Raw genomic sequence first — 23,000 nt, 5'->3', positions numbered from 1 at the left:
CCCGCTTTCGCGGGAGCGACGATATGCGAACTCACGCGATATGCCCTTTACGTCCTCCAACCACGGAGCAAGGACCATGAAACTATTCCAATGCACACTGATTTTGTCTTGGCTTGTCTACAGCTTTTCCGTTAGTGCGGACTCATCGCCACTGCGCACCCAAACCCAAGGCGACGTGGATTTTGTTAGCGGCGGAATAGGCGGCGATGAACGGGATGCGCTGCAAGCGGTGCGCTCGGATTACAATCTGAGCCTGCAATTTTCCATGCAAGGCTCCGGCGAGTATCTCAGCGATGTGGCCGTCAGGATTAGCGGCGCAAATAATCGGACCGTACTGGAAACGGTCGCCGATGGCCCGATATTGTTTGCTAAACTCAAACCCGGACGGTATCGAATTAGCGCCGAACATGAAGGGCAAGAGATTCGCAAAACCGTAACGGTAGACGGCAAACACAGAGCACCGCTGTCGTTTACTTGGCCCAATAACTAGAATCGTCAGCTAAGCGTGATTCCTACTAGAGCCCGCAATACATTCAATCGCAGAGTGTGCGGCCAAGTATTAACCCGGCCTTTAATATCGTCGCTCCCGCGCGGGCGGGAGTCCATTTGCACGCTGGATTCGCTTCGCGGTCGCTTTCGCGGGAATGACGGCCACAGGGAGCACAAGCGCACAGCTACTAAGCCAGCTCTAGCGTAATATTTGAACCACACGATCATCGTGGACTTTACCCGTTCCTGCTAAGATTAATTCAGTTTCGCAGCACTGCGAAGCAATCGAATCTACCAGCTGCGACATTGAAATGTCCCAAATACACGGAGGAAATCCATGAAATGGCTAAATAACACCGAACGTTACGGCACGCTCTCAATGGCGCTGCACTGGATAATCGTATTGTTGTTTGTCGCGATTTACGCCAGCATCGAACTACGCGAACTGTTTCCCAAGGGCAGCGATCCGCGCGAGGCCATGAAAGCCTGGCATTTTATGCTGGGTCTAAGCCTATTGGTGTTGATTGGACCGCGCTTGCTGTTTATGTTTCAAGGGCGGTATCCGGCTATCCAACCCGAACCGCCGCGCTGGCAAAATCTGCTGGGTCGCAGCATGCATCTGACTCTGTACGCGCTGATGATAGTCATGCCCTTGTCGGGATGGTTGCTACTCAGCGCCGAAGCCAAACCGGTTCCGTTCTTCGGTTTTCAACTGCCGGCACTGATCGGCGAGAGCAAAAGCATCGCGGAATCGATAGAAGAGTTTCACGAAACCGTTGGCACCTTGGGTTATTTTCTGATCGGTTTGCACAGTGCCGCCGCGCTGTATCATCACTATATGCTGCGCGACAATACCCTGCGGCGGATGTTGCCGAAGTGCGGGGATAACACCACGGATCTACCGGAATAACCGAGCCCGTCAAATCGAATAACGTTGTTGCCTAAACTCCGGCGTTCGATTTATTTGCGGCATCGCTTTGCTCTAAGCTCGGCGGTCCAAGTTATTTGTTTCATCGCTCAAGCTTTGAGCTTGGCTGTCTGAGTTATCTGCTCGATGGTTCGCGCGCCGAAGCTGGCCGTCGCCGCTATTTTCGGCATCGTTAGTGCTCAGAACCCGGATGGTCGAGAAAAATGCCCGACGGTCCGGGCGCCGAACTAAACGCTTGGGGTTTAGAGCCTGACGATCCGACCTCCTGGCCCGGCAACACTTATAGAAAACGAGACCACTATGCGCCTTGATAAATTTATCCTTGAAAATCTTGAAGGTATCCTGCATGAGTGGGAAGAATTCGCCGCAAACTACCTGCCGGACGCGGACGGCATGAATAAGCGCGAATTGGGCGATCACCTCAGACAGATGCTGCTCACGATTGCCGCTGATCTGGCTCGTCCCCAGTCCGCGAAGGATCAAAGCCAAAAGGCAAAGGGTCAACAAATCTCCGATGGTTCCGTAACCGCGGCAACCACGCATGGATCGGAACGTTTAGCGGCAGGTTTCAGCCTCAATTCCACGGTCTCCGAATTTCGTGCCCTGCGTGCCAGTGTGACCAGACTCTGGATAAAGCAGGATTTCAAGCAGATTAATGCAGAAACCGACTTGGGCGATCTGATCCGCTTCAACGAAGCCATCGATCAAGCGATCACCGAGTCAGTGGTCGGTTACTCGACCGAAAAAGAGTACGACTCCCGCATGTTCGAGACCATACTGGCGTGTGGTTCCGATCTAATCTTTAGCTTCGATCTTGACGGCAGGTTTGTGTATGCGAATAAACAACTGAAGGATTTATTCGGTCTGACGATGGAGGAAATGATAGGAAAAAATTGCTACGACCTGCACGTGCCGATTGCGGCAGAGCTACAGGGACAAGTTGAACAGGTGATCCGTTCCAAAGGGTCCGTTAGCCGGGAAGCGCCCTATACAGCCAGCTCCGGAAAACCGGTCTGGCATGACTATGTATTTACACCGGTGTTCAACAAATACGGTGAGGTTGAGTCAGTCGTCTGTATAGGACACGACGTCACCGAACGTAGAGCCTCGGAACATAATAACTGGACTAAGGCCAACTATGATGATTTGACCGGATTGCCCAATCGCAGCTTTTTCACCCATCGGCTGGAAGAATCCGTCAAACACTCCCACCGTTTTGGTTCGCCGATTGCACTGCTGTTTATTGATTTGGATTATTTCAAGGAAATCAACGATCAATTCGGCCATGAGGCTGGCGACAGTTTGTTAAAGCAAACAGCAGAACGCATTCACGCCTGTGTTCGGGAAAGCGATACCGCTGCGCGTATCGGGGGCGATGAATTTATTGTTATCTTGAAGAACTTACAAAATCCGGAGCACGTTGAAATCGTCGCCGAAAAAATTCGGCAACGGCTGGCCGAACCCTTCGATCTTGGCAACCATACCATTCAAATCTCGGCCAGTATCGGCGTGTCGCTCTCTCCGCAGGATACGACTTATGCCACCGAGTTGGTGAATCATGCGGATTCTGCAATGTATGCCTCGAAAAACAAGGGACGGAATCAGGTCAACTTTTTCTCGCCGGATCAGACCCACCAAATGGGCTAATTGCGGACGCTGGGTTGCTGTCGTGAGCAATTGTTAGCTGACTGCTTTGTTGCAATACCTGTCCATCTTTGTTCAGGCGCTCTTTTTATTGAAGGCTCATGGCCTAAAGCGTAGGAAGCGTCGCAGTGGGGATAGTATCGGGATTCGTGATCACGTGGCGCTGCGGCAGGTAATCGAGCAGCAGATCCGTTTCCTTCTTGACCACGCTATAGCACTCGCAACTCAGCGTTTCAAGTTTCGGCCGGTCGAGCACCTTGATTAACCCGCGCGAATAGGAAATCACCCCCCGCTGCTGCAAATTTAGCGCGGCCTGGGTGACGCTTTCGCGGCGCACACCGAGCATGTTGCTGATGAAATCCTGTGTCATGGTTAAGTGGTTGTGAGACAGGCGATCCATGGAAAGCAGGAGCCAGCGGCAGAGCTGCTGGTCAATAGAATGTTGCCGGTTGCACACCGCGGTTTGCGAGATTTGCGTGATCAAGGCTTGCGTGTAGCGCAGCATCAGCATCAACAATTGGCCGTGGCGGTTGAATTCCTGTTTCACCTGTAGCCTGGGGAGCCGATAAGCAAAACCGGCACTCTGTACCATCGACCGGCTCGGTGTGCTCTCGCCGCCCAAAAACAAGGTGATGCCCAGCAAGCCCTCGTTGCCCACCACGGAGATCGCGGTCGATGCCCCGTTTTCCATCATATATTGCAGCGACACTATAGAGTCTGTGGGAAAGTAAACGTGGCGCATGGGCCGCCTGGATTCATACAGCAGCGCGCGCAATGGCAACGGTACCAGTTCCAGGTAAGGAAACAAACGGCTTTGTACGTCCGGCGACAAGGCCGCGAGAAGATGATTGTGTTGCGGCTCAGGTTTGGCGGGCATTTAGACTCTTTTGGAACTGAAAGGTTAACAGGCTGTTGAAATTCTATACAGAACCTTAATCAGTATACCGAATGCTACCTCCGTCAACTACAACTCATTGAAATGCAAATACTAGCATTCGGCATAGTCAGCTTCTTGCACCGCTTTGCGTATCGCCATCGAGAATTTCAACAACCTGCCAGAGATCGCCCGATCACAGCCGCATCTGTGCCCAGTACCTTGCCCGCCTCGCGCTTGGACTTGGATTTGGTGAAGGCGACCACATGCCTGCCCCTCGCGTCCGCCAAATTGATACCCATATGGCCTAGGCCGCCAATCCCGAACACCCCTTTGTGGTGCGAATAAATTTTCACCTATGAGTGCTTAATTTAACGGCATTGGCTTAAAGGCGAGGTGTGTGCGATAGCGTACAGACCCTGCCAGATCATCGGGTTAAGCTCTGATCTCCACTATTCGCGGAGGTTTATCATGAATCTGGCAATCGAACCCTTACTGGCGCTGGTGATCGGCATTTTGATTTTAGTCGTGCCCCGGTTCCTGAATTATTTCGTGGCGGTCTATTTGATTGTCGTGGGGGTGTTGGGGTTGATACACCGCTAGGTGCATGCTTAGTTCGGGCTGTTCTGCACAGTTTCACGTTAACGTCCTCACTCCTTAAGGAGCACTACCATGTCACTTAGCACACTGATACTCATTATACTGATCCTGATGTTGCTGGGCGTAATCCCGGTTTGGCCGCACAGCCGTTCTTGGGGCTATGGACCCAGCGGCGGCTTAGGCTTGGTGTTGATCATCATATTGATTCTACTGGTACTCGGCAGAATCTAGTTACACCTCTCCAAAGAAACGTTGGGCTCGATTCCCTTCGGCCCAACCAGTCTTTTTGCCAACCGCCTCCCAGCGAGGCCCAATCAACCTCGCCGACAGGCGATTGTCACCACATTCATCAGATCGGAGCACTAATCCATGGCCAAGCGGCGAGAACAACGGCGGCATGTTAGAAGCGAGCATCCGGGCGGCGAGGAAGCACCGATTCGTTTTGAATTATTCAATACCGAGCGCTTGGAGCAGCATGCGGTCAGTCTGGCAAAAGCCCAAAAAATCACCACGCTGAAGAAGGGCCATAAGTTAATTCCTCGGGTACGCGAGAATGCCTTGGTCTTGCTGGAAGCGTATAAATCCGTGGCCAAGGCAGTACGCGAGCAGCATGCCATCACGCCCGCTGCGGAATGGCTGTTGGATAATTTTCATGTCATCGAAGAGCAGGTCAGCGATATTCATGTCGATCTGCCGGAAAGCTATTCGCGAGAATTACCCAAACTGGCCGAAGGCGTGTTGGCCGGCTATCCGCGCGTTTACGGCATCGCCTGGGCCTTGGTGGCGCATACCGACAGCCGCTTCGCGCCGGACTTGCTGAATCTGTTCGTCAAGGCCTATCAAAGCGTCGAGCCGCTAACCTTGGGCGAACTATGGGCCATCCCGATTACGTTGCGGGTGTTGCTGGTCGAAAATCTCCGGCGCTTGGCGGTCAGCATCATGCGTTCGCAAAACGGCCGGCGCTTGGCGGACCAGTTTGTCGATCACGTCGAACAAGTTGTCGCCCGCAGCGATAGTCCGGATCCGGTGATTCCGGCTGGCGTGTTGCCGGCCGAACAGTTGCGCCAAGCCTATGCCGTGCAGATTTTGCAGCGCTCGCACGATCCGCATCCGGCGATTGCCTTGTCCTTGAAATTCCTCAGCGATTGGCTCGGCGAGCAAGGCCTGAGCCTAGACGACATCGTGCACCGGGAACACGCCGCGCAAATCGCCGACAACATGACGGTACGCAATATCATTACCAGCATGCGCGCCATCTCCGCGTTCGATTGGCCGCAGTTTGTCGAGGACGTCAGCCTGGTGGATGCCTGTTTACGCGCGCATGACGGCTATGCGGCCATGGACTTTCTGACGCGCGACCGTTACCGGCATGCCATAGAAGAACTTGCCAAGCGCTCGCCAGTATCGGAAGTTGAAATTGCACAATTGGCCATCGCTGAAGTGCAAATCGCCATAGATCAAGACAGTGGCGACGAACGGCAAATGGAGCCGGGATACTATCTGATCGGTGCCGGCCGTTATGCGTTCGAAGCAAAAGTGCATTACCGTTCGCCCTTTAAACAAAGGCTGTTGCGTACCTATGTCAGTCATGCCGGGCTGGCCTATGTCGGCAGCCTGGGATTAATGACGCTGTGTTTATTGGCCTTGCCGTTGAGCCTATCCAGCGCCGCCGGATTGAACGGCTTTCAATTAGCCTTACTGGTTTTGGTCTTGGTATTTCCGGCATCGGATATCGCCGTTGGCCTGCTGAATCATTTCATTGTGGCCGGCCTGCCGCCCAATCATTTACCGCGTCTGGAACTAAAAGAGGGTGTGCCGGAAGCCTTGAGCACCTTCGTGGTCGTGCCGACTATGTTTGTCAGCGAAGCAGGGGTTAGACAACAAGTCGAACAAATGGAAATCCGCTATCTGGCCAACCCGGACGGTGCGGTGCGCTTTGCGCTGTTGTCCGATTGGACCGATGCCGAGCAGGAAACTCAAGCCAACGACGATAAGCTGTTGAGCGTGGCGATTGGGGCGGTCAATGCCTTGAACGCCAAGTACGCTCAGCAGCGCTTTTTTGTGTTTCACCGTAAACGTTTGTGGAACGCCAGTGAAGGCAAATGGATGGGCTGGGAGCGTAAACGCGGCAAGTTACAGGAATTTAATCGTCTGCTACGCGGCGCCACCGATACCTCGTTTCTGCCGATCGCTGGTCAACCTGCCGCCGCGCCGCCCGGCGTGTGCTACGTCATCACTCTGGATGCCGATACCAAGCTGCCGATGGGTGTGGTCGCGCAATTGGTTGGGGTGGCGGCACATCCGCTGAATAAGCCGGTGTTCGATGCCGACAGCCAGGCCATCGTGGACGGTTACGGTATCTTGCAGCCCAGAGTCACGCCTACCTTGCCGCAACGCCAGGAACGCTCGATGTTTCATCAAATTTTCGCCGGGGCCTCCGGCACCGATGCCTATTCCAGTTCGGTATCGGAGTTGTATCAGGATCTGTTTGGGCTGGGCACCTATAGTGGCAAGGGCTTGTATCATGTCGACAGTTTCGAGGCTGCGCTGGCCGGGCGGGTGCCGGATAACACTCAGCTCAGTCACGACTTATTCGAGAGCGTTTATGTACGTTGCGGCCTGGTCAGCGACATAGAGTTTTTCGAAGAATTTCCATCGCACACCGAAGTCGCAGACTCGCGCGGCCATCGTTGGGCGCGTGGCGATTGGCAATTGATACCGTGGATTTTCGGCGCGCGCGGTAAAGGCATGCCACTGATAGGCCGCTGGAAAATGCTGGATAATCTGCGCCGCTCCTTGTCGGCGCCGGCGGCGTTTTCTGCGCTGGTTGTCAGTTGGGCCATACCGCAGGCGCCGTTAGCGATCCTGGTCGGTTTTGTGCTGACCGCGCTGGCTTTTCCAGCGGTTTTGGCATTTACTGCCGGTTTCACAGCGCCACGGCGCGGGGTTTCCTTCGCGACCCATCTGCGCGGCGCCTTAGAAGACGTAGCTTGGGCCTTGTGCAATAGTCTGGTGGCGTTGACCATGCTGGCACAACAAGCCTGGTTGATGACCGACGCTATCGTTACCACACTGGTGCGCTTGTTCATCACCCGCCGCAAACTGCTGAAGTGGGTGACTGCGTTGCAGGCCAAGTCAGGGGCAGGGTATGCGTTGAAGAATTTGATCCGCCCGCTCAGCCATTCGTCCTCGGTGGTGTTTGGTGCCGGCGCGTTGGTGGTGCTGTGCAACCCGGACGCGATAGTCGCGGCCGCGCCGTTTTTACTGCTGTGGTGGCTGGCGCCGGTGGTGGCGCGGGCCTTGAGCCTGCCGCCCAAAATCGATATTGCCGAAGCATTGTTGCCGGCCGATAGCGCACAATTGCGTTTGTATGGCAGACGCATCTGGCGGTTTTTTACCACCTTTGTCACCGCCGAAGAACACTATCTGCCCCCGGATAATTTTCAGGAAGATCCGCAAGCGGTGATTGCCCACCGCAGTTCACCGACCAATTTCGGCCTGTATTTGTTGTCGGTGGTATCCGCGCGGGATTTCGGTTGGTTGGGCTTGACCGATACCGTCGAGCGTCTGGAAGCGACGCTGGCCACCCTGACCGACTTACCTAAACTGCACGGGCATTTTTACAATTGGTACGACACCCGCAACTTGCAGATGCTGGAACCGCGCTACGTGTCCACCGTCGATAGCGGCAATTTGGCCGGCCATTTACTGACGTTGGCGCAAGCCTGCCGGGAAATAGCCAGCAAGCCGCTGGATTTAACCAACGCCTTGCTTGGACTGGCCGATACGCATCGCTTATTACTCGACGCGTTGGCCGACATCAACGATGACCGCCGCATCGTGACGGTTACGTTGCGAGAACTACGACAAAAAATCACCATCCTTGGCGAACTGCTGGCAAGTCGGCCCGTCGACACGGCCGGCTGGAGTGTGCTGTGGCAGCAATTGACCGTTTGCGCTAATGCTTTACTTGATCTGGCCAATGCGCATGCCGTCGAACGCGGCGATAGCCTGGACAACGAAGTGTTGGCCTGGGCAGCCTTTTTATGCGACGACATTCGTTCGCATGCCCGCGATGTGGCTACGTTGATCCCGTGGATTCATTTTCCCGAGCAATACCCGTCACTATGTTCGCAAAGTGCCGAACTCAGTCAACAATTTGGTTTGGAAACGCCGCTATGCAATCTGCCCGGCAGTTACACGATTTGGGCAAATCACGAAGAATATTCACAACCGGAAGCAGCGACAGCCGATAAAAAAGCCTTGATTGTGTTGTTACGTCGGGCCGGCGATCAAGCCAAGGCATTGCACAAACGTGTTGAGTTTATGGTTGAGCAGCTGGAAGGCTTGTTTCGGGACATGGATTTTCGGTTTTTGTACGATACCAATCGACACATGTTTGCCATCGGTTATCGAGTGGCAGAAGGCGCTATCGATCCGAGTTATTACGATTTGCTGGCTTCCGAAGCCAGGCTGTCCAGCATTATCGCCATCGCCAAACGCGACGTGCCGAGTACGCACTGGTTCCACCTGGGGCGGCGGGTGACGCGGGTGGCCCATGGCACGGTATTGCTGTCGTGGTCGGGATCGATGTTCGAATATCTGATGCCGTCGCTGGTGACCTTTACCCCGCGCTACAGTCTGCTCGATCAGACTTGCCGCTTGGTGGTAAAGCGGCAGATCGCTTATGGCAAGGAGCGCGGTGTGCCCTGGGGCGTGTCCGAATCGGCGTTCAATGGCCGCGATCTCTATTTTACCTATCAATATTCCGCATTTGGCGTGCCCGGTCTGGGCATGAAGCGCGGCTTGGGCGAAGAATTGGTGATAGCGCCTTATGCCACGGCGTTGGCGGCGATGTATTTGCCGCATGCCGCCGTGGAAAATTTCGCCCGTCTGGAACGGGATGGTGCGCTTGGGCGTTACGGTTTTTACGAAGCGCTGGATTTCACGCCGGTCCGCCTGGCGGAAGGTCAGCGTGTAGCCATGGTGCGTTGCTATATGGCGCATCACCAGGGTATGTCGTTGGTGGCATTTGCGAATGTGGTACACGACGGGGCGATGCGGCATCGCTTCCATCGCACCGCGCTGATTCAGGCGGCGGATTTATTATTACAAGAACGTATCCCGCATGGCGCCGACACTAGCGTGCTGCCGTTGCTACAAGAACTGTCCGATGTAAAAGAAACCGTGCAACCGCCGGTCCGCCGGGTGCCGTCGCCAATGTCGTCTGTGCCGTCCACGCTGCTGTTGTCCAACGGCCGTTACTCGCTGATGATCACCGCTGCCGGCTCGGGTTACAGCCAATGGCGGAACTTGGCAGTGACCCGTTGGCGCGAAGACAGCACCCGAGATGCCTGGGGCAGTTATTTGTATCTGCGCGATGTCGATAGCGGCCAAGTCTGGTCTGCCGGTTATCAGCCGACCACTGCTACCCCAGAGCATTATGAAGTGGTGTTTGTCGAAGATCGGGCCCGCATCACGCGCACGGACGGCGCGATAGTCACTACTCTCGAAATCGTGGTATCGCCGGAAGACGATGCGGAAATCAGGCGGCTGAGTTTAACCAATAACAGCATGCACGAGCGGGAAATCGAAGTGACGTCTTATGCCGAAATCGTGCTAACGACCATGCAGGCCGATATAGCCCATCCGGCGTTTTCCAACCTATTCGTACAGACTGAATACCTGCCGCAGACCCGCGCCTTGCTCGCGCACCGCCGGCAACGTTCTGCGGAAGACCCGCAACTGTGGGCCGCGCATGTGCTGGCCGACCGGCAAACCGGTGACGGTTTGCAATACGAAACCGACCGCGCCCGTTTTATCGGCCGCGGCCAAACCCTGCGCGCGCCGTTGGCGGTGATGGACGGTCGGCCTTTGAGTAATACGGTCGGCTCGGTGCTGGATCCGATATTCAGTTTGCGCACCCGCATTAAAATCGCAGCGGGGGCGACTGAGCACTTGACCTTCACCACGCTGGTGGCTGCGTCAAGACAGGCGGCGGCAGATTTGTCTGACAAATATCACAATCTAATGGCCTGGGAACGGGCGTCGGCCTTGGCCTGGACCCATGCTCACGTACAACTGCATCATTTACATACCAAACCCGACGAGGCGCAGTTGTTTCAAATGCTGGCCAATCGTTTGCTCTATGCCGATCCGTCGTTACGGCCAGCCGGTAAGTTCCTCCAATTGAATGCGCTGAATGTCACCAGTTTGTGGCGCTACGGTATTTCCGGCGACAGACCCATCTTATTGCTGCGGGTCGGTGAGCCGGAAGATCGCGGTATTGTCGAGCAATTGCTGCGCGCGCACGAATATTGGCGGATTAAAGGCCTTGCCGTGGATCTGCTGATTCTGAATGAAAAGGAAGTGTCTTACGTCGAGGATTTACAGAATTTGCTGGAAACGCTGGTGCGGGAAAACCAGGCGCGTTCGGCCTCCGCGGAGCACGAGCAGCAGGGTGCTATTTTTGTGTTGCAGGCCAGGTTGTTATCTCTGGAAGATCGGCGCTTATTGCAAACATCGGCAAGAGCTATGTTGGTCGGAAATCGCGGCACCTTGGCCGAACAATTGTTACGGCATCCACGACCAGCCATGCCCTTCATTAGCAAGCAGCCATTATTGCTGCCGGCTGTCGAAGCACCGGCCTTGGCCGTGCCGCCGCTGGAGTTTTTCAACGGTCTGGGCGGTTTTGCTAAAGATGGCCGCGAATATGTCATCGTGCTGGATAAAGGCCAGAGCACACCCGCGCCTTGGATTAACGTCATCGCCAATCCCGAGTTCGGTTTCACGGTCTCCGAGTTGGGTAGCGGCTGTACCTGGTGCGGCAATAGCCGGGAAAACCAGTTAACGCCTTGGTCGAACGATCCGGTCGGCGATGCGCCGGGCGAAGTATTTTATATACGCGACGAGGACAGCAACGAATTGTGGACACCGACCGCGCTGCCGATCCGCGTCGACAATGCCGGCTATTTGATTCGGCACGGCCAGGGCTATAGTCGCTTCGAGCATCATTCGCATGGCATTCATAGCGAATTGTTGCAGTTCGTCAGCCCGGACGATCCGGTCAAAATTTCTGCATTGACCTTGACCAATGTCTCGGGGCGCCGCCGCCGCTTGAGCGTGACCGCCTATCTGGAATGGGTGCTCGGCGCCTCGCGTAGCGTCACCGCGCCGCATATCGTCACGGAACTGGATGCGGAAACCGGCGCCATGCTGGCTTATAACCCTTGGGATCAAGAGTTTGGGGAGCGGATTGCCTTTGCCGACTTGGCCGGACGGCAGACTGCCTGGACGGCCAATCGCAGCGAGTTTCTCGGCCGCAACGGCAGTCTGGACGCGCCGGCCGGCTTGTTGAACCGCAAACCGCTGAAAAACCGGGTCGGTGCCGGCATGGACCCCTGCGCGGCTTTGCAAACCAGCATAGAGCTGGCGGCGGATGAAAAGATTGAGATCGTATTTTTTCTGGGGCAGGGCAAGGACAAAGCACATGCTGTGGAATTGATTCGTCGGCATCGTGCGGTTGACCTTGCCAGGGCATTTGCCGAAGTCACGCAGTCGTGGCAGACCATACTGGGTAAGGTACAAGTCAAAACCCCGGATCACGAGTTGGACGTGCTGTTGAACAGTTGGCTGTTGTATCAAACCCTGAGCTGCCGGATGTGGGCCAGGGCTGCCTTCTATCAGGTGGGCGGTGCGTTTGGTTTTCGCGATCAATTGCAGGACAGCATGGCTTTGGCGGTGACCAGGCCCGATTTAACGCGGGAACATATTTTGCGCGCCGCAGCCCGTCAGTTCGAGCAGGGCGACGTGCAACATTGGTGGCATCCGCCTACCGGTCGCGGCGTGCGCACCCGTTTTTCCGACGATCGGGTTTGGCTGCCGTTTGTGGTGGCGCATTATCTCAAGGTCAGCGGCGATACCCTGATACTGGAGGAATCATTACCGTTTCTGGAAGGGCCGGAGTTGGTGGCGGAACAGGATGATGCCTATTTTCATCCTACCGAAACCTTGCGAGCAGCCAGTCTGTTTGAACATTGCGCGCGCACGTTGGATTTAAGTCTGGCCACCGGCGCGCACGGTTTGCCCTTGATCGGTAGCGGCGACTGGAACGACGGCATGAATCGGGTCGGCAATCGCGGGCAGGGCGAGAGCATTTGGCTGGCCTGGTTTCTGATCAAAACTCTGTCAGAGTTTGCCGTGATAGCCGAAACACGTGGCGACAACGAACGCGCTGTACGTTGGCTTGAGCATGCCGGACAACTGCGGAGCGCCGTCGAAACGGAAGGCTGGGACGGCGCCTGGTACCGGCGCGCCTATTTCGACGACGGCTCGCCGTTGGGTTCGGCGACTAACTCCGAATGTCGCATCGACTCTATTGCACAGAGTTGGGGCATCATCTCCGGCGCCGCCGACCCGGAACGGGCGCGGCGGGCGATGGAATCGGTACGCGAATATCTAGTGCGCTACGGCGACGATTTGCTGTTGTTGTTCACGCCGCCGTTCGACAAGACCGAGCGCGATCCCGGCTATATCAAAAGCTATCCGCCCGGCATCCGCGAGAACGGCGGGCAATACACGCATGCGGCCATCTGGTCGGTGATTGCCTATGCCATGCTCGGTGAAGGCGATCAAGCTGGCGAATTGCTGCGCATGCTCAATCCAATCAAGCGCACTACCAGCCGTACCGGGGTCTATGCCTATAAGGTAGAACCCTATGTGCTGGCGGCGGACATTTATTCCGAAGCCCCGCACGCCCGCCGAGGCGGCTGGACTTGGTACACCGGCGCGTCCGGTTGGTTTTATCGGGCCGGCTTGGAATCCATTTTGGGCTTACAAGTATGCGGCGACCGTTTGCTGTTCGAACCGTGCATACCCCGTGCCTGGCAGAGTTACAGCGTGACCTATCGGCATGGCACCAGTGTGTACCAGATCAGTATTGATAACCCGAATGGTGTGAGCCGAGGCATTGCCAGCATGACACTAGATGGTGGGGCACAAATGCCTCGCGAGGGTATCAGGTTGTTGGATGACGGAAAATCACATCAGGTGTCGGTGGTGCTTGGCAGCTAGCGCTTTTGCCGGCAACTCTGTTCGTTGCCGTACCGACTGCGCTTGGCTTTGCAGCTATGGTAAGGATTGAGCGTTGTAAAACATAGTCCGCGCTTAGGTCATGGCTAATTCAGTTGTGGTCCACCATTTTGGAGATCAACATGAATAAAGTCCCTAAGAAAGACTCGGTCGAAACCGGGAAAAGCCAAGCTGGAGAAATTACCGGAAATACTCGCGATGACAAGACGATGGAAGTCGAAGACGACCTGAAGATGAGTGCCGGCAAAGATCGGGTCGGTTTTGTCGCTCTCCGGCGCAAAGCGAAGAAAGGCGATAAAAACGACCGTTATTGAACGCGCAATCTAAATACTACGCCAAGGACACAACCATGAAGTTTATCACCGTAATATGCGCCGGCATGCTGTTGAGCGTTAGTGCTATCCATGTTTATGCAGCGGAAAGTCATATCGCGCTGGCGCTGGAGCATGCACAAACAGCCGCTAAGTCCGGTGACGCAAAAACCATCGTGAACCATGCGGATGCAGCGAAGAGTCATATCAAAGTGCTCGACGAGCATTTAAAAGCCGGTGTCACGAGTCTGGATGCGGCTATCGCGCATGCTAAACAAGGTCACAGCGAATTAGCGAAAAAATCGGCAGAAGAAGCTGTTCTACATTTGAACGCCGCTCAATAGGGCCAATCAGTTCTGCGATTTCAAGAAAAACGGCAGGTGAATTTCCCTGCCGTTTTTTTGTGCTTGTATAGACGCTAAGAATAGGCAAAAAAATAGCCGGTCGCATGCATGTCGCACGGCGCCGGCTACTTATCTAGGGTTTAGGCGTAAACCGTGGATTTACGACGTCCAGCATATAAGACGCCCAGCAAGGCGCTGGTCATCATCCATATTGAAGCCGGTAACGGCACTGCTGCCGGTCCGTCGCCGGTCGCTTGTGACGGGCTAATATCGAACGCGTACAAAAAGTGCAGATTGTTAAACTCCGAGGCATCCGCAAATGCCAGTAAGTTAGCGTCCGAGCCTAAATCAACGTTGCCGAATGCAGCACTCCAAACTCCGTCGGACAGCATCCCAATTTGGAAATTACTGGAACCCAGCAAAGTCCCGGATGAAGTGCCGGTGCCAATAGTGTAGTTAGCGCCGTTAGCCGTAAATGACACTGCGCCGACGCCGGTAAACGCGACGACAGGTGCTGCCGCACCGATAACGGCCGTATCTTCGAAAATCCCGAAGGTATCGGAGAGCGAAGGAAACGGGAACGAGGACTGGCTAAACGACAGAAAATTAACGTCGCCGTCGTTTGGCGCCCAAACGCTAGCAGAACTAGCGCTGGAAGCCGCCAATAGGCAAATGGCGAGCGAGGTCTTTAAATAAGGGATCGTTTTCATAGGTATTTCTCAATAGGTTTAAGTTAACAAAGCGCCATCCAATGGCTCTTACCCTCAGCCGGCTTTACCAGGAAACGCCGGCTTTCACAGAGTTCATTCGACCGTTTGTCTGGGAGAGGTCGACATCCGCACAGTCTGTATTCCTCACTTATCCAGCGGATAGGCAAGGGGAGAGCTACCTGCCGGATAGTCTCGCGGCAGCTAAAAATCGTGGTGCTAGTGTCTGATAAGGATCGTGTAACCCGAGCGGTCAACACGATTGCGGCGGCTGGAACGTTAAGAGGGTTGTTTCCGTTCTTAGGGTTGCGATTTGTCGGAAGAACGGGCGCGATGCGCCGCACATTGAAAGTGTTAAGTCCAATGGCCGTGGTTAACGGTAAGTATTTGAATAATCTGCTTAGGATTTGATTTGCTAAACGTATGGTAGGAGTTTAAGCAATAACGCCGCCGGCGTCGGTACGTTAGCCAACATTAGAAAAATGAATTGCATCCAGTGTCGGGCTGTCATTGACCGCAGGCGGCATGGGCTGTTAATTCGAGGGTTTCTTGAGTTAAGCGGCTATGCGTTCGGTTTGGGCCTGGAGGGTGTCGGACAAATTTTCTGCTTTGTCTTGAGGCCGTAAAAAGCGGTATATCTAGCTCCTAATCTATGTTCGTTGCCGCACCGACTTTGCTTGGGTTTGTTGATATTGTTCTTACTAAGCAGCGGGAGAATCTTCCGCGCTTGGTCATGGCGTTTTGCTCATGGCTAATCCAGTTGGAGATCATCATGAATAAAGATCAAGTAAAAGGCCGCGTTGAAGAAGTTAAAGGCAAAGTCAAAGAAGCTGCCGGCGTGATATTGGACGACAAAGAGTTGGAGTTAAAAGGCAATGTCCAGAAAAATTTGGGTAAGGCCCAGTCCGGCTTCGGCGATCTGAAGCAAGATATTAAAGACGAGCTATAAGCCGCTGCATTTGCGCGCCATCCTGAGTTTATTTTGGCAGTTAGGGGAGAACGATCATGCTTGAAACTGTAGCCGTACTATTTATCATTCTTTGGGCGTTGGGTTTGGTCTCTGCGTACACGCTTGGCGGATTCATTCATCTATTGCTAGTAATCGCGCTTATAGCGATTGTGCTTCGCATAATTCAAGGTCGAAGGGCTTTATAAGTATTGCGAAGCAAGTGTTTGCTTTTATCGATTGTTTGGTCTGGCTCTGTGCCAGAGCTAATTTTGGAATGGCTAGCCGTAGAGTTTTGATGCGGCTGGTCAAGCCGGGCTTATCCAAAATCATTTACGAGGGAACAACATGAGTGCAGTTAAAATCATGGCCACGCTATTGATTATTGCCGGGGTATTGGGCCTGATCTACGGTGGTTTCAGCTATACCAAGGAAACGCAGCAGGCCACGTTAGGTCCGTTCGAACTGTCGGTGAACGATACTCAGACTGTCAATGTGCCGGTTTGGGCAGGCATAGCGACCATAGCGGTGGGTAGCGCGTTATTGTTTGCGGCAAGTAGGAAACATTAGGCAAGCGTGGCGGGCTTGCCAAAAGCCGCTAAACGTTAGCCCGGGTCTTCCGCTTTATTGGTAGTCCTAGTCTCGCGATTATGTCGCCGTGCAACAGCAGGTTTGCTTCGCGATTGCTGAAAGCGTTTCCTCAGCCAGGTTATCGGCAAGGCGTTGTATAACGAATGTGCCGAAAGCAGCAGGCTCAGAATAGTGCGTAAATGTGTGCTTGCCGCGACATTGCGATTTTCAGTAGGCTCCGGCAATGGGGCCGTGCGGGGCGGCGTCGGGCATTTACTGAGTTCGCCGGCTATAAATCCTATGCCGCTTGCCAACACCAGGGTGGCGGGCGCGGTCATTTGTTTGTAGATATTTTCCAGCAGGGACGTGGTGCGATGTCCGAGCGACTGGCGACGCTTCAACACTTGCCGTTCCGCAATTTTGATTTGCGCATTCAAAGAGCCGACAGGCTTTATTCGTTGCTTCCAGGCCGGCATCATCAGACGAGGTCCTTAACGGCATAGTCTTTAGACACGGGTTTAAGGCTGTGCTGTGTGGCCGGGAATTGTAGATAGCGGCTACGGCGGCGGATCACGCCAAACAGGATTAATGCCAGCAGTAAATTGCCTGCTACTGCCAGTAATATGGCGCTACTGGCCTGTAGATCATGCTCAATAAGCCACTGTACTCCGGCTGCCATTAAGCCTAACCAGGCGGCACTCAGCAGCAAAGCAAGCATCACAGCGGCCGCGAGCATCGTAGTCAGGCTTTGGCCGGCCCGCCGCGTTTCCAACGCGGCAAGCCGGAAGCGATCATGGCTTAAACCCTGTAAGTCTTCCCACAGCAGTTGAATGTCCGCCAATATGCCGATGTCGCTGGACGGCTCGGCATGCGTGGCGGACTGCCCGGCGCTTTCCTCGGTCCTTGCGGATGCATTCGGGTCCATGGACAACGGGGAGTTAGCGGCTACTCAACAGGCGGCTCAGCAGAAAGCCGCTGGCTACCGCAATCCCCAATGCCGTTACCGGATTGTCGCGGATATAGACCTGGCAGTTTTTCACGATGCGCTGCTCGGCGGTTTTTAGCTGTTCGCTTTTTTGGTCAAGCGATTCAGCGGCTTGGTGAGAGGCACTGGCGATTTTATCGACCGCTTCGTGGGCGAAGTTGGAGGCTTTATCAATGGTTTCCATAATGTTTTCCTAGGTTATTTAAGACGCATATCGTTTTTGACCGACTCTACGCCTTTGACACCGCGAGCAATTTCCACGGCTTTATTGATGTCGGCCTGGCTGCCGACGAAGCCGCTCAATTGCACGACACCTTTAAAAGTTTCCACGTTGATCTGGCCGGATCTCAGGTTGGGTTCGTCGAATAACATTGCTTTCACCTTAGTAGTGATGACGCTGTCGTCGACATATTCGCCGGTGCCTTCGTGTTTATGCGTCGATGCGCAACCGGAGGCAGCGAGTAAAGTGAGGGCCACAATAAATGCGACAAACAATCGGCTGAGGTTTTTCATAGGTAATTCTCCCGGACTAAAAATAAGATGAGGCTGTGCGGCTAATGCTTAGCCGTAATCTGGCGAATACTTGCAAGCGTAAATCGGACGAGTCCGGCGTGGCGGTTTAGGCGACTAACGGATACTCGCGCATGTGCGGCAAGTAAAGGCGGGGCTGAGGTGGTGAAACCTTGAATGAACTATAAGTACAAAGCCAGCCTTAGTCGGTGCGTTAGCGTACATACACCGCTAACGCCGGCCGTTGCAGAAGATGGGATTGGCAGCCGAATAACGCATGCCGGGAAATTTATCTGTTTGCCGCTTATGTGTGCTACCGCACCGACGGAGGGTTGCTGTTGCGAATAAGCTACTTATGAGCTTATTTACAACAATGCCATCCGTTTCGCGCTAGTTCTCCTTGCGGCAACCTGGTGTTAGTTACCCATTTCGATCTTTACCATAAAGGAATAATTATGCTTAACAGACATGTATTGCCGATAGCCGCCTTAGCTGGTCTGGCTATGGTGCCGCAAACCCAAGCCGCTGATCAATCGCAAGATAATCGCTGGTATGTCGCGCCGTTCGCGACGTTTATCAATAGCGGCGGCGACAGACGGGCGAGCGACGGTTGGGGCGGCGGTGTTGGCGTGGGCAAAATCATCGATCAACATTTTAACGTTGAGTTAAAAGGCTTTTATCAAGGTTTTGGCGGCGATAACGGCCCTTGGGATTTGGCCGGTGGTAGTGCCGATGTGCAGTATTATTTATTCCGCGACAAATTCTCGCCATATGCAGTACTAGGCTTGGGCGGTATGAACACCTGTGCATCCGCCAACTGCGGCATCGGTTTCATCGGCGAAGCCGGCGTCGGTGCCACTTACGAGGTGAACGATAATTTATTGATACGTAGCGATGTACGTTACCGCTACAACAATAATTTCAATGCTCATGTGCAGCCGGGTACTGATGAATTTCACGATATGACGGTCAATCTGGGTGTGGTGATTCCGTTTGGCGACAAACCTAAATACGCGGCAAAATCCGACGCTCGCATGGCTCCGCCGCCGATCGTGGCAGCATCTAAACCCGATTGCAGCGTACTGGATGCGGATGCCGACGGCGTTAACGATTGCTTGGATAAATGCCCTGGTACCATCAAAGGCGCCATGGTTGATCCGAAAGGTTGTGCGGTTCGTTTGATACTGAAAGGTCAGCATTTTAAATACGATTCCGCTGAATTGAGTTTAAACGCCAAAGAACTTTTGGATGGCGTCGCCAAAGACTTGATCGCATTCCCGCAGAAAAATGAAATTCAGGTGCAAGGCCACGCCAGCAGCGAAGGCAGCGATTCCTATAATATGAAGCTCTCGCAACGCCGGGCACATTCAGTCGTTGAATATCTGAAATTGAAAGGCGTCTCCAACAAATTGTCCGCAAAAGGCTATGGCGAAACCCAACCCATCGCCGATAACGAGACGGAAGCTGGTAAATCAGAAAATCGCCGGGTCGAGTTGATCTGGATTGAATAAGGATTGCCAATTGCCTAAATTGGGCTTTGTTGCATAACTTAAGTACTCGATAAAAGTTGCAAAGCCCAAATCAAAGGAAGTCAGCAAATTTCAGGGAAGAATTTAAAGGGCAACGGCTGAGAAAATCGAGTCCGTAAAGGAATAGACTTGAGATACTGGCGGATAGTTTTATAGCAAGATAAATTCAGGCAAAAGGAGGGTGTCCTGAATTTTTTTTGTAAACGGGATTTAATTATCGGTAGGGCATCCTGTCGTCAAACTGAATCAAAGCCGCTTTCCAGTCATGCAATGGCATCGTCCATTTTTGACTGATAGTCATCAGGGCCAAATAGAACAATTTCGATAAGGCCTCTGTAGTGGTCAACTCAAAATGGGGGGATTACCGGCAGAGCTCTAACTTGTACTAACTTTTAGACGTTACCATGTCTTTTTTGAGGACCTTACGCATCCTCGATTCGGCTACCATCGCGATGAATCCGGCGTCGTAACTATCAAGCGCCGTCGATTACACTTATCCATTTACGGTAGGACATTCAACCGTTGTTGGCAATAAGCTCTTATAGTGCACTGAAAAGCCGCTCCCGCATCACGACAGAGGCCATGGCGTGTTGCAGTTTCCTTAAATCAGGAATATTTTTTAGTATCGTCTTTATGGGTTTCAGTTGATCGTTTTGACTGGCTTGCCCCTCCCAACTTTCCCGAGCAGTCATTTCAATTTTTCCGAAAATCTAATTTCCATGGGCTGATTAAAGTTATCCCAGGCATTTTTGCATAAATCGATTTTGTCGTCGGCCAACATGTCAGCTAATCGGTCCGGTATGACCAGAGTCAGCTTGGTTGATGATTATCGGCATTGACTCGTTTAATTTCCAACGTTGACTATAATTTCCAGCGATTCCGGTTCTAATTGAAATAGTTTTAGGGTGTGTGGAGCTTCAAGCAATTGCGGCTTTTCTTGCTGTGTGGTGAATCTTTATTGGGAAGGCAAAATTATGGTGAAACGCTTAATGGGGTGTCTATTTGCTGTATTTTTTTCCGGCTGTGCAACGCTTAGCCAACAGGACTGCCAGCGGGGTGATTGGTTTGGTTTGGGGGTTCAAGACGGCCGTTCTGGTGCGACCAGTGATAGGCTAAATGATCACCAGAAAGCATGTTCCGAATACGGCGTCGCGGTGAATGATTCGCAGTATTTTGCTGGCCGCGAACAGGGTATAAGAGAATACTGTCGGATCGATAACGCTTTTGAAGAGGGTTTGCAAGGGCACGATTATCGCCATGTTTGCCCGCCATCTATTGACGGTGTATTTGGCCGGTACCACGCAGCGGCTTACGCTGTGCATAAAGAACGCGCCGAACTGGATAGGATAGATAATGAACTTTCCAGCAAAGAAATCAGCTTGGGGGATAACAAGTTAAACGACAAAGACCGGGCCAGAATTCGTAACGATATAAGTCACTTGAGGCGTAACCGAGATCGCGCGCGGGATGATCTTTACTACCACGAACGACAACTCAACGAGTTTCGCCATGAATCTCAGTCTTATCGCTGAGCCGCTTCTTGGGATTCGGGGGGATTCGTTGCAAGTATCCGGATGAAGCTTCCCCGAATCAAGCACAGATAACTCATGATCAAAACACGGTGTCTGTTACGCAAGACGGTCATTGATGACTTTTGACGTAACTCTGCGTTTAAGTTTCCGGGGATCGTCTCTGCCGCTAAAGCCGGGCTCGTTCAACCTCCAGGCAAACACACTGAAGCACTCGCCTATTCGCCGCGCAGGTATTTGCTAGCCGGCCGCTAAATTACTATCAACTAAGTTCTACTGCTGACAAAATATAAACTTATGACAGTCATACGTATTGCTTTGCGAGTATGTTGACGGAATCAAACTTAGTTGCTGTTAATAGAACAGGCCCTAAATTAACTCATTCCCTCGGTTCTGTTTTGCCGTCGCTCAGTCTTTCTTGCTTGTCTTTCTCGAACTCGTGTTTCACGAAAAACAGGCCCCCCATCAAACCCAACAACATCACGATTTCCAGTATTTCTCTCATCATTTCAGCCACCTTTAATTTAGGAAAAAGCCTTGTTACTTCAATGAGGTGACTAATGATTTTTGGGATGGGCTACAAGAATATGGTTTTTACAACATTAGTTCCCCGCGTCGCACAGATTACCCTGGGAATTTGCATAGTCAATTATTAACACGGTCCTTAAATACCGTTCGCCTTAATGCCCGTGAGGGTACTGAGTTTATCGAAGGGCCACCACCTCAGGCTTCGAGGCGCTCAGCCCGAACGGAACACCGGGGACAAATAGGGCCTGGTTAATAACCTAATCATTCAGCGGTCAATCAAATTAGCGATCCGGGTCCTGATCTACTGCAACAGCGGCAATAAACTCACCATGCCCCAGGCAATACCGCCGGCGGCGGGAATCGTCAAAATCCAGGCCCAAACAATCCGTTCGATCACGGAAAGTTTCAGGGTATAGGGATTTTTGGCAAAACCCACACCCATGATCGCAGTGGAGATGCTATGCGTGGTGGAAACCGGCATGCCGAAATGGGCGGCGGCCAACAGAATGGTTGCCGAGCTGGTTTCTGCCGCGAAGCCGTTTATCGGGTGTAGCTTGACCATTTTGTGGCCAAGGGTCTTGATAATTCGCCAGCCACCCACCGAGGTGCCGAGCGCCATGATCAAGGCACAGCTGAAAACGATCCAGGTGTCTATGTCCTTTTCTCCACCATCCGGACGCAAAAATTCGGCCCAACCCGGTAACTGATCCAGCGTGCCGGCGTTGTTTGCCGTAAAAATGGCTAGCGCGATGATGCCCATGGTTTTTTGTGCATCGTTGCTGCCGTGGGCAAATCCCATATAACCGGCCGATACCAATTGCGCTTTACCGAACAAGGCGTTGATCCATTTCGGCCGCGAAATTTGCCCCAACAGGCCTCCGGCGGCATTCATGCCGCTGATGATCGCCATCAACAAACCCATGATCAAAATGCCCAAGGTAAAGCCGGCAATCGGGGAACTAATCATCGGAATCACCACTTTCCAGAGCAGGCCTTTGTTTTCGGTCCACACTAATGCGGTTTTCGACCATATCAACACATCGGGATTATTGTGTCCCGCCGCCAGAGCTGCGCCGCATAAGCCGCCGATCAAGGCGTGGCTGGAAGAAGAGGGCAGACCCAAGGCCCAGGTAATCAGGTTCCAGATAATCGCCCCGGTCAGCGCGCAGATCAGTACTTCTGAGGTAATCGTCACCATGCCGGTATCGACCAGCCCCGAGGAAATGGTTTTGGCCACGGCGGTACCGGACAAGGCGCCGACCAAATTGGTTACCGCAGCCAGGATTACCGCCTGAGTCGGCGTTAGTACTTTGGTGGCAACCACCGTAGCAATAGAGTTGGCAGTGTCGTGGAAACCGTTGACGAACTCGAATATCAGTGCCGCCAGAATGACCAGCAAAAGCAATGTCAGCATGA

21 protein-coding genes are annotated in these 23,000 nt (G+C 53.3%); 13 read left to right on the top strand and 8 right to left on the bottom strand.

All coding sequences use genetic code 11. The features are described from left to right. Positions 1-76 precede the first annotated feature (76 nt). The 3 genes from ACR64Q_RS14755 to ACR64Q_RS14745 all read left to right on the top strand — a co-directional run bounded on the left by ACR64Q_RS14755 (position 77) and on the right by ACR64Q_RS14745 (position 3,064). Positions 77-490 (top strand): carboxypeptidase-like regulatory domain-containing protein, encoded by a 414-nt coding sequence (locus ACR64Q_RS14755; RefSeq protein WP_313732060.1) that lies wholly within the window; start codon positions 77-79, stop codon positions 488-490. Between the two features lie 336 nt (positions 491-826). After that, positions 827-1,399 carry a cytochrome b gene (locus ACR64Q_RS14750; protein ID WP_313732061.1) on the top strand — a complete coding sequence of 191 codons (573 nt, stop codon included), beginning with the start codon at positions 827-829 and terminating at the stop codon, positions 1,397-1,399. A 318-nt stretch (positions 1,400-1,717) separates the two neighbouring features. Then, positions 1,718-3,064 (top strand): diguanylate cyclase domain-containing protein, encoded by a 1,347-nt coding sequence (locus ACR64Q_RS14745; RefSeq protein WP_313732062.1) that lies wholly within the window; start codon positions 1,718-1,720, stop codon positions 3,062-3,064. 103 nt (positions 3,065-3,167) lie between these two features. Here ACR64Q_RS14745 and ACR64Q_RS14740 read toward each other — a convergent pair whose 3' ends face one another. Further along, positions 3,168-3,938, bottom strand: a complete 771-nt coding sequence (locus ACR64Q_RS14740) for a Crp/Fnr family transcriptional regulator (RefSeq protein WP_313732063.1) — start codon at positions 3,936-3,938, stop codon at positions 3,168-3,170. Between the two features lie 468 nt (positions 3,939-4,406). Here ACR64Q_RS14740 and ACR64Q_RS14735 point away from each other — a divergent pair, with 468 nt between their 5' ends. The 5 genes from ACR64Q_RS14735 to smbP all read left to right on the top strand — a co-directional run bounded on the left by ACR64Q_RS14735 (position 4,407) and on the right by smbP (position 14,280). Further along, positions 4,407-4,538 carry a DUF3096 domain-containing protein gene (locus ACR64Q_RS14735; RefSeq protein WP_020482748.1) on the top strand — a complete coding sequence of 44 codons (132 nt, stop codon included), beginning with the start codon at positions 4,407-4,409 and terminating at the stop codon, positions 4,536-4,538. Between the two features lie 69 nt (positions 4,539-4,607). After that, positions 4,608-4,766, top strand: a complete 159-nt coding sequence (locus ACR64Q_RS14730) for a DUF3309 family protein (protein WP_020482747.1) — start codon at positions 4,608-4,610, stop codon at positions 4,764-4,766. A gap of 138 nt (positions 4,767-4,904) precedes the next feature. Further along, positions 4,905-13,607 carry a glycoside hydrolase family 94 protein gene (locus tag ACR64Q_RS14725; RefSeq protein ID WP_313732064.1) on the top strand — a complete coding sequence of 2,901 codons (8,703 nt, stop codon included), beginning with the start codon at positions 4,905-4,907 and terminating at the stop codon, positions 13,605-13,607. A 140-nt stretch (positions 13,608-13,747) separates the two neighbouring features. Further along, entirely contained in the window at positions 13,748-13,939 is a 192-nt protein-coding gene (locus ACR64Q_RS14720; RefSeq protein ID WP_313732065.1) for a hypothetical protein, read from the top strand. A gap of 35 nt (positions 13,940-13,974) precedes the next feature. Beyond that, positions 13,975-14,280, top strand: a complete 306-nt coding sequence (smbP, locus tag ACR64Q_RS14715; RefSeq protein WP_313732066.1) for a small metal-binding protein SmbP — start codon at positions 13,975-13,977, stop codon at positions 14,278-14,280. A gap of 140 nt (positions 14,281-14,420) precedes the next feature. Here the strand turns inward: smbP and ACR64Q_RS14710 are convergent, their stop codons facing one another. After that, a complete protein-coding gene (locus ACR64Q_RS14710; RefSeq protein ID WP_313732067.1) occupies positions 14,421-14,990 on the bottom strand; it encodes a hypothetical protein in 570 nt (189 codons plus the stop codon). A gap of 769 nt (positions 14,991-15,759) precedes the next feature. Here ACR64Q_RS14710 and ACR64Q_RS14705 point away from each other — a divergent pair. From ACR64Q_RS14705 to ACR64Q_RS14695, 3 genes are all read left to right on the top strand, one after another. After that, entirely contained in the window at positions 15,760-15,936 is a 177-nt protein-coding gene (locus ACR64Q_RS14705) for a CsbD family protein (RefSeq protein WP_026146928.1), read from the top strand. A 56-nt stretch (positions 15,937-15,992) separates the two neighbouring features. Beyond that, positions 15,993-16,142, top strand: coding sequence for a lmo0937 family membrane protein (locus ACR64Q_RS14700; RefSeq protein ID WP_020482741.1), 150 nt, complete (start codon positions 15,993-15,995; stop codon positions 16,140-16,142). 139 nt (positions 16,143-16,281) lie between these two features. After that, complete coding sequence (locus tag ACR64Q_RS14695) at positions 16,282-16,503, top strand: hypothetical protein (RefSeq protein WP_313732068.1); 222 nt, start codon at positions 16,282-16,284, stop codon at positions 16,501-16,503. A 35-nt stretch (positions 16,504-16,538) separates the two neighbouring features. Here the strand turns inward: ACR64Q_RS14695 and ACR64Q_RS14690 are convergent, their stop codons facing one another. The 4 genes from ACR64Q_RS14690 to ACR64Q_RS14675 are packed head-to-tail and all read right to left on the bottom strand — an operon-like array spanning position 16,539 to position 18,001. After that, on the bottom strand, positions 16,539-16,982 hold the full coding sequence (locus tag ACR64Q_RS14690; RefSeq protein ID WP_313732069.1) for a hypothetical protein: 444 nt from the start codon (positions 16,980-16,982) through the stop codon (positions 16,539-16,541). Next, positions 16,982-17,428 carry a phage holin family protein gene (locus ACR64Q_RS14685; RefSeq protein ID WP_313732070.1) on the bottom strand — a complete coding sequence of 149 codons (447 nt, stop codon included), beginning with the start codon at positions 17,426-17,428 and terminating at the stop codon, positions 16,982-16,984. The genes ACR64Q_RS14690 and ACR64Q_RS14685 overlap by 1 nt, the downstream gene beginning before the upstream one ends. 13 nt (positions 17,429-17,441) lie before the next feature. Further along, positions 17,442-17,672 (bottom strand): ElaB/YgaM/YqjD family protein, encoded by a 231-nt coding sequence (locus ACR64Q_RS14680; RefSeq protein ID WP_020482737.1) that lies wholly within the window; start codon positions 17,670-17,672, stop codon positions 17,442-17,444. Between the two features lie 14 nt (positions 17,673-17,686). After that, the gene (locus ACR64Q_RS14675; protein WP_026601586.1) at positions 17,687-18,001 is read right to left on the bottom strand and encodes a BON domain-containing protein; all 315 of its coding nucleotides are present in this window, start codon (positions 17,999-18,001) and stop codon (positions 17,687-17,689) included. Positions 18,002-18,453: 452 nt separating this feature from the next. Here ACR64Q_RS14675 and ACR64Q_RS14670 point away from each other — a divergent pair, with 452 nt between their 5' ends. Both ACR64Q_RS14670 and ACR64Q_RS14665 read left to right on the top strand, forming a co-directional pair. Further along, positions 18,454-19,509 (top strand): OmpA family protein, encoded by a 1,056-nt coding sequence (locus tag ACR64Q_RS14670; protein WP_020482735.1) that lies wholly within the window; start codon positions 18,454-18,456, stop codon positions 19,507-19,509. Between the two features lie 992 nt (positions 19,510-20,501). Further along, on the top strand, positions 20,502-21,059 hold the full coding sequence (locus ACR64Q_RS14665; protein WP_313732071.1) for a DUF2799 domain-containing protein: 558 nt from the start codon (positions 20,502-20,504) through the stop codon (positions 21,057-21,059). 376 nt (positions 21,060-21,435) lie between these two features. On the opposite strand, the gene ACR64Q_RS14660 is transcribed toward ACR64Q_RS14665, so the two are convergent. Together ACR64Q_RS14660 and ACR64Q_RS14655 are read right to left on the bottom strand one after the other, a co-directional pair. Further along, positions 21,436-21,564, bottom strand: a complete 129-nt coding sequence (locus tag ACR64Q_RS14660) for a hypothetical protein (RefSeq protein WP_268743566.1) — start codon at positions 21,562-21,564, stop codon at positions 21,436-21,438. A gap of 321 nt (positions 21,565-21,885) precedes the next feature. Continuing rightward, positions 21,886-22,998, bottom strand: a complete 1,113-nt coding sequence (locus tag ACR64Q_RS14655; protein WP_313732072.1) for an inorganic phosphate transporter — start codon at positions 22,996-22,998, stop codon at positions 21,886-21,888. Positions 22,999-23,000 lie beyond the last annotated feature (2 nt).

The organism is Methylomonas sp. 2F7 (genome assembly GCF_057126975.1).
Note: the sequence above shows the minus strand (reverse complement) of the source record. Positions and strands in the feature narration are given on the sequence as shown.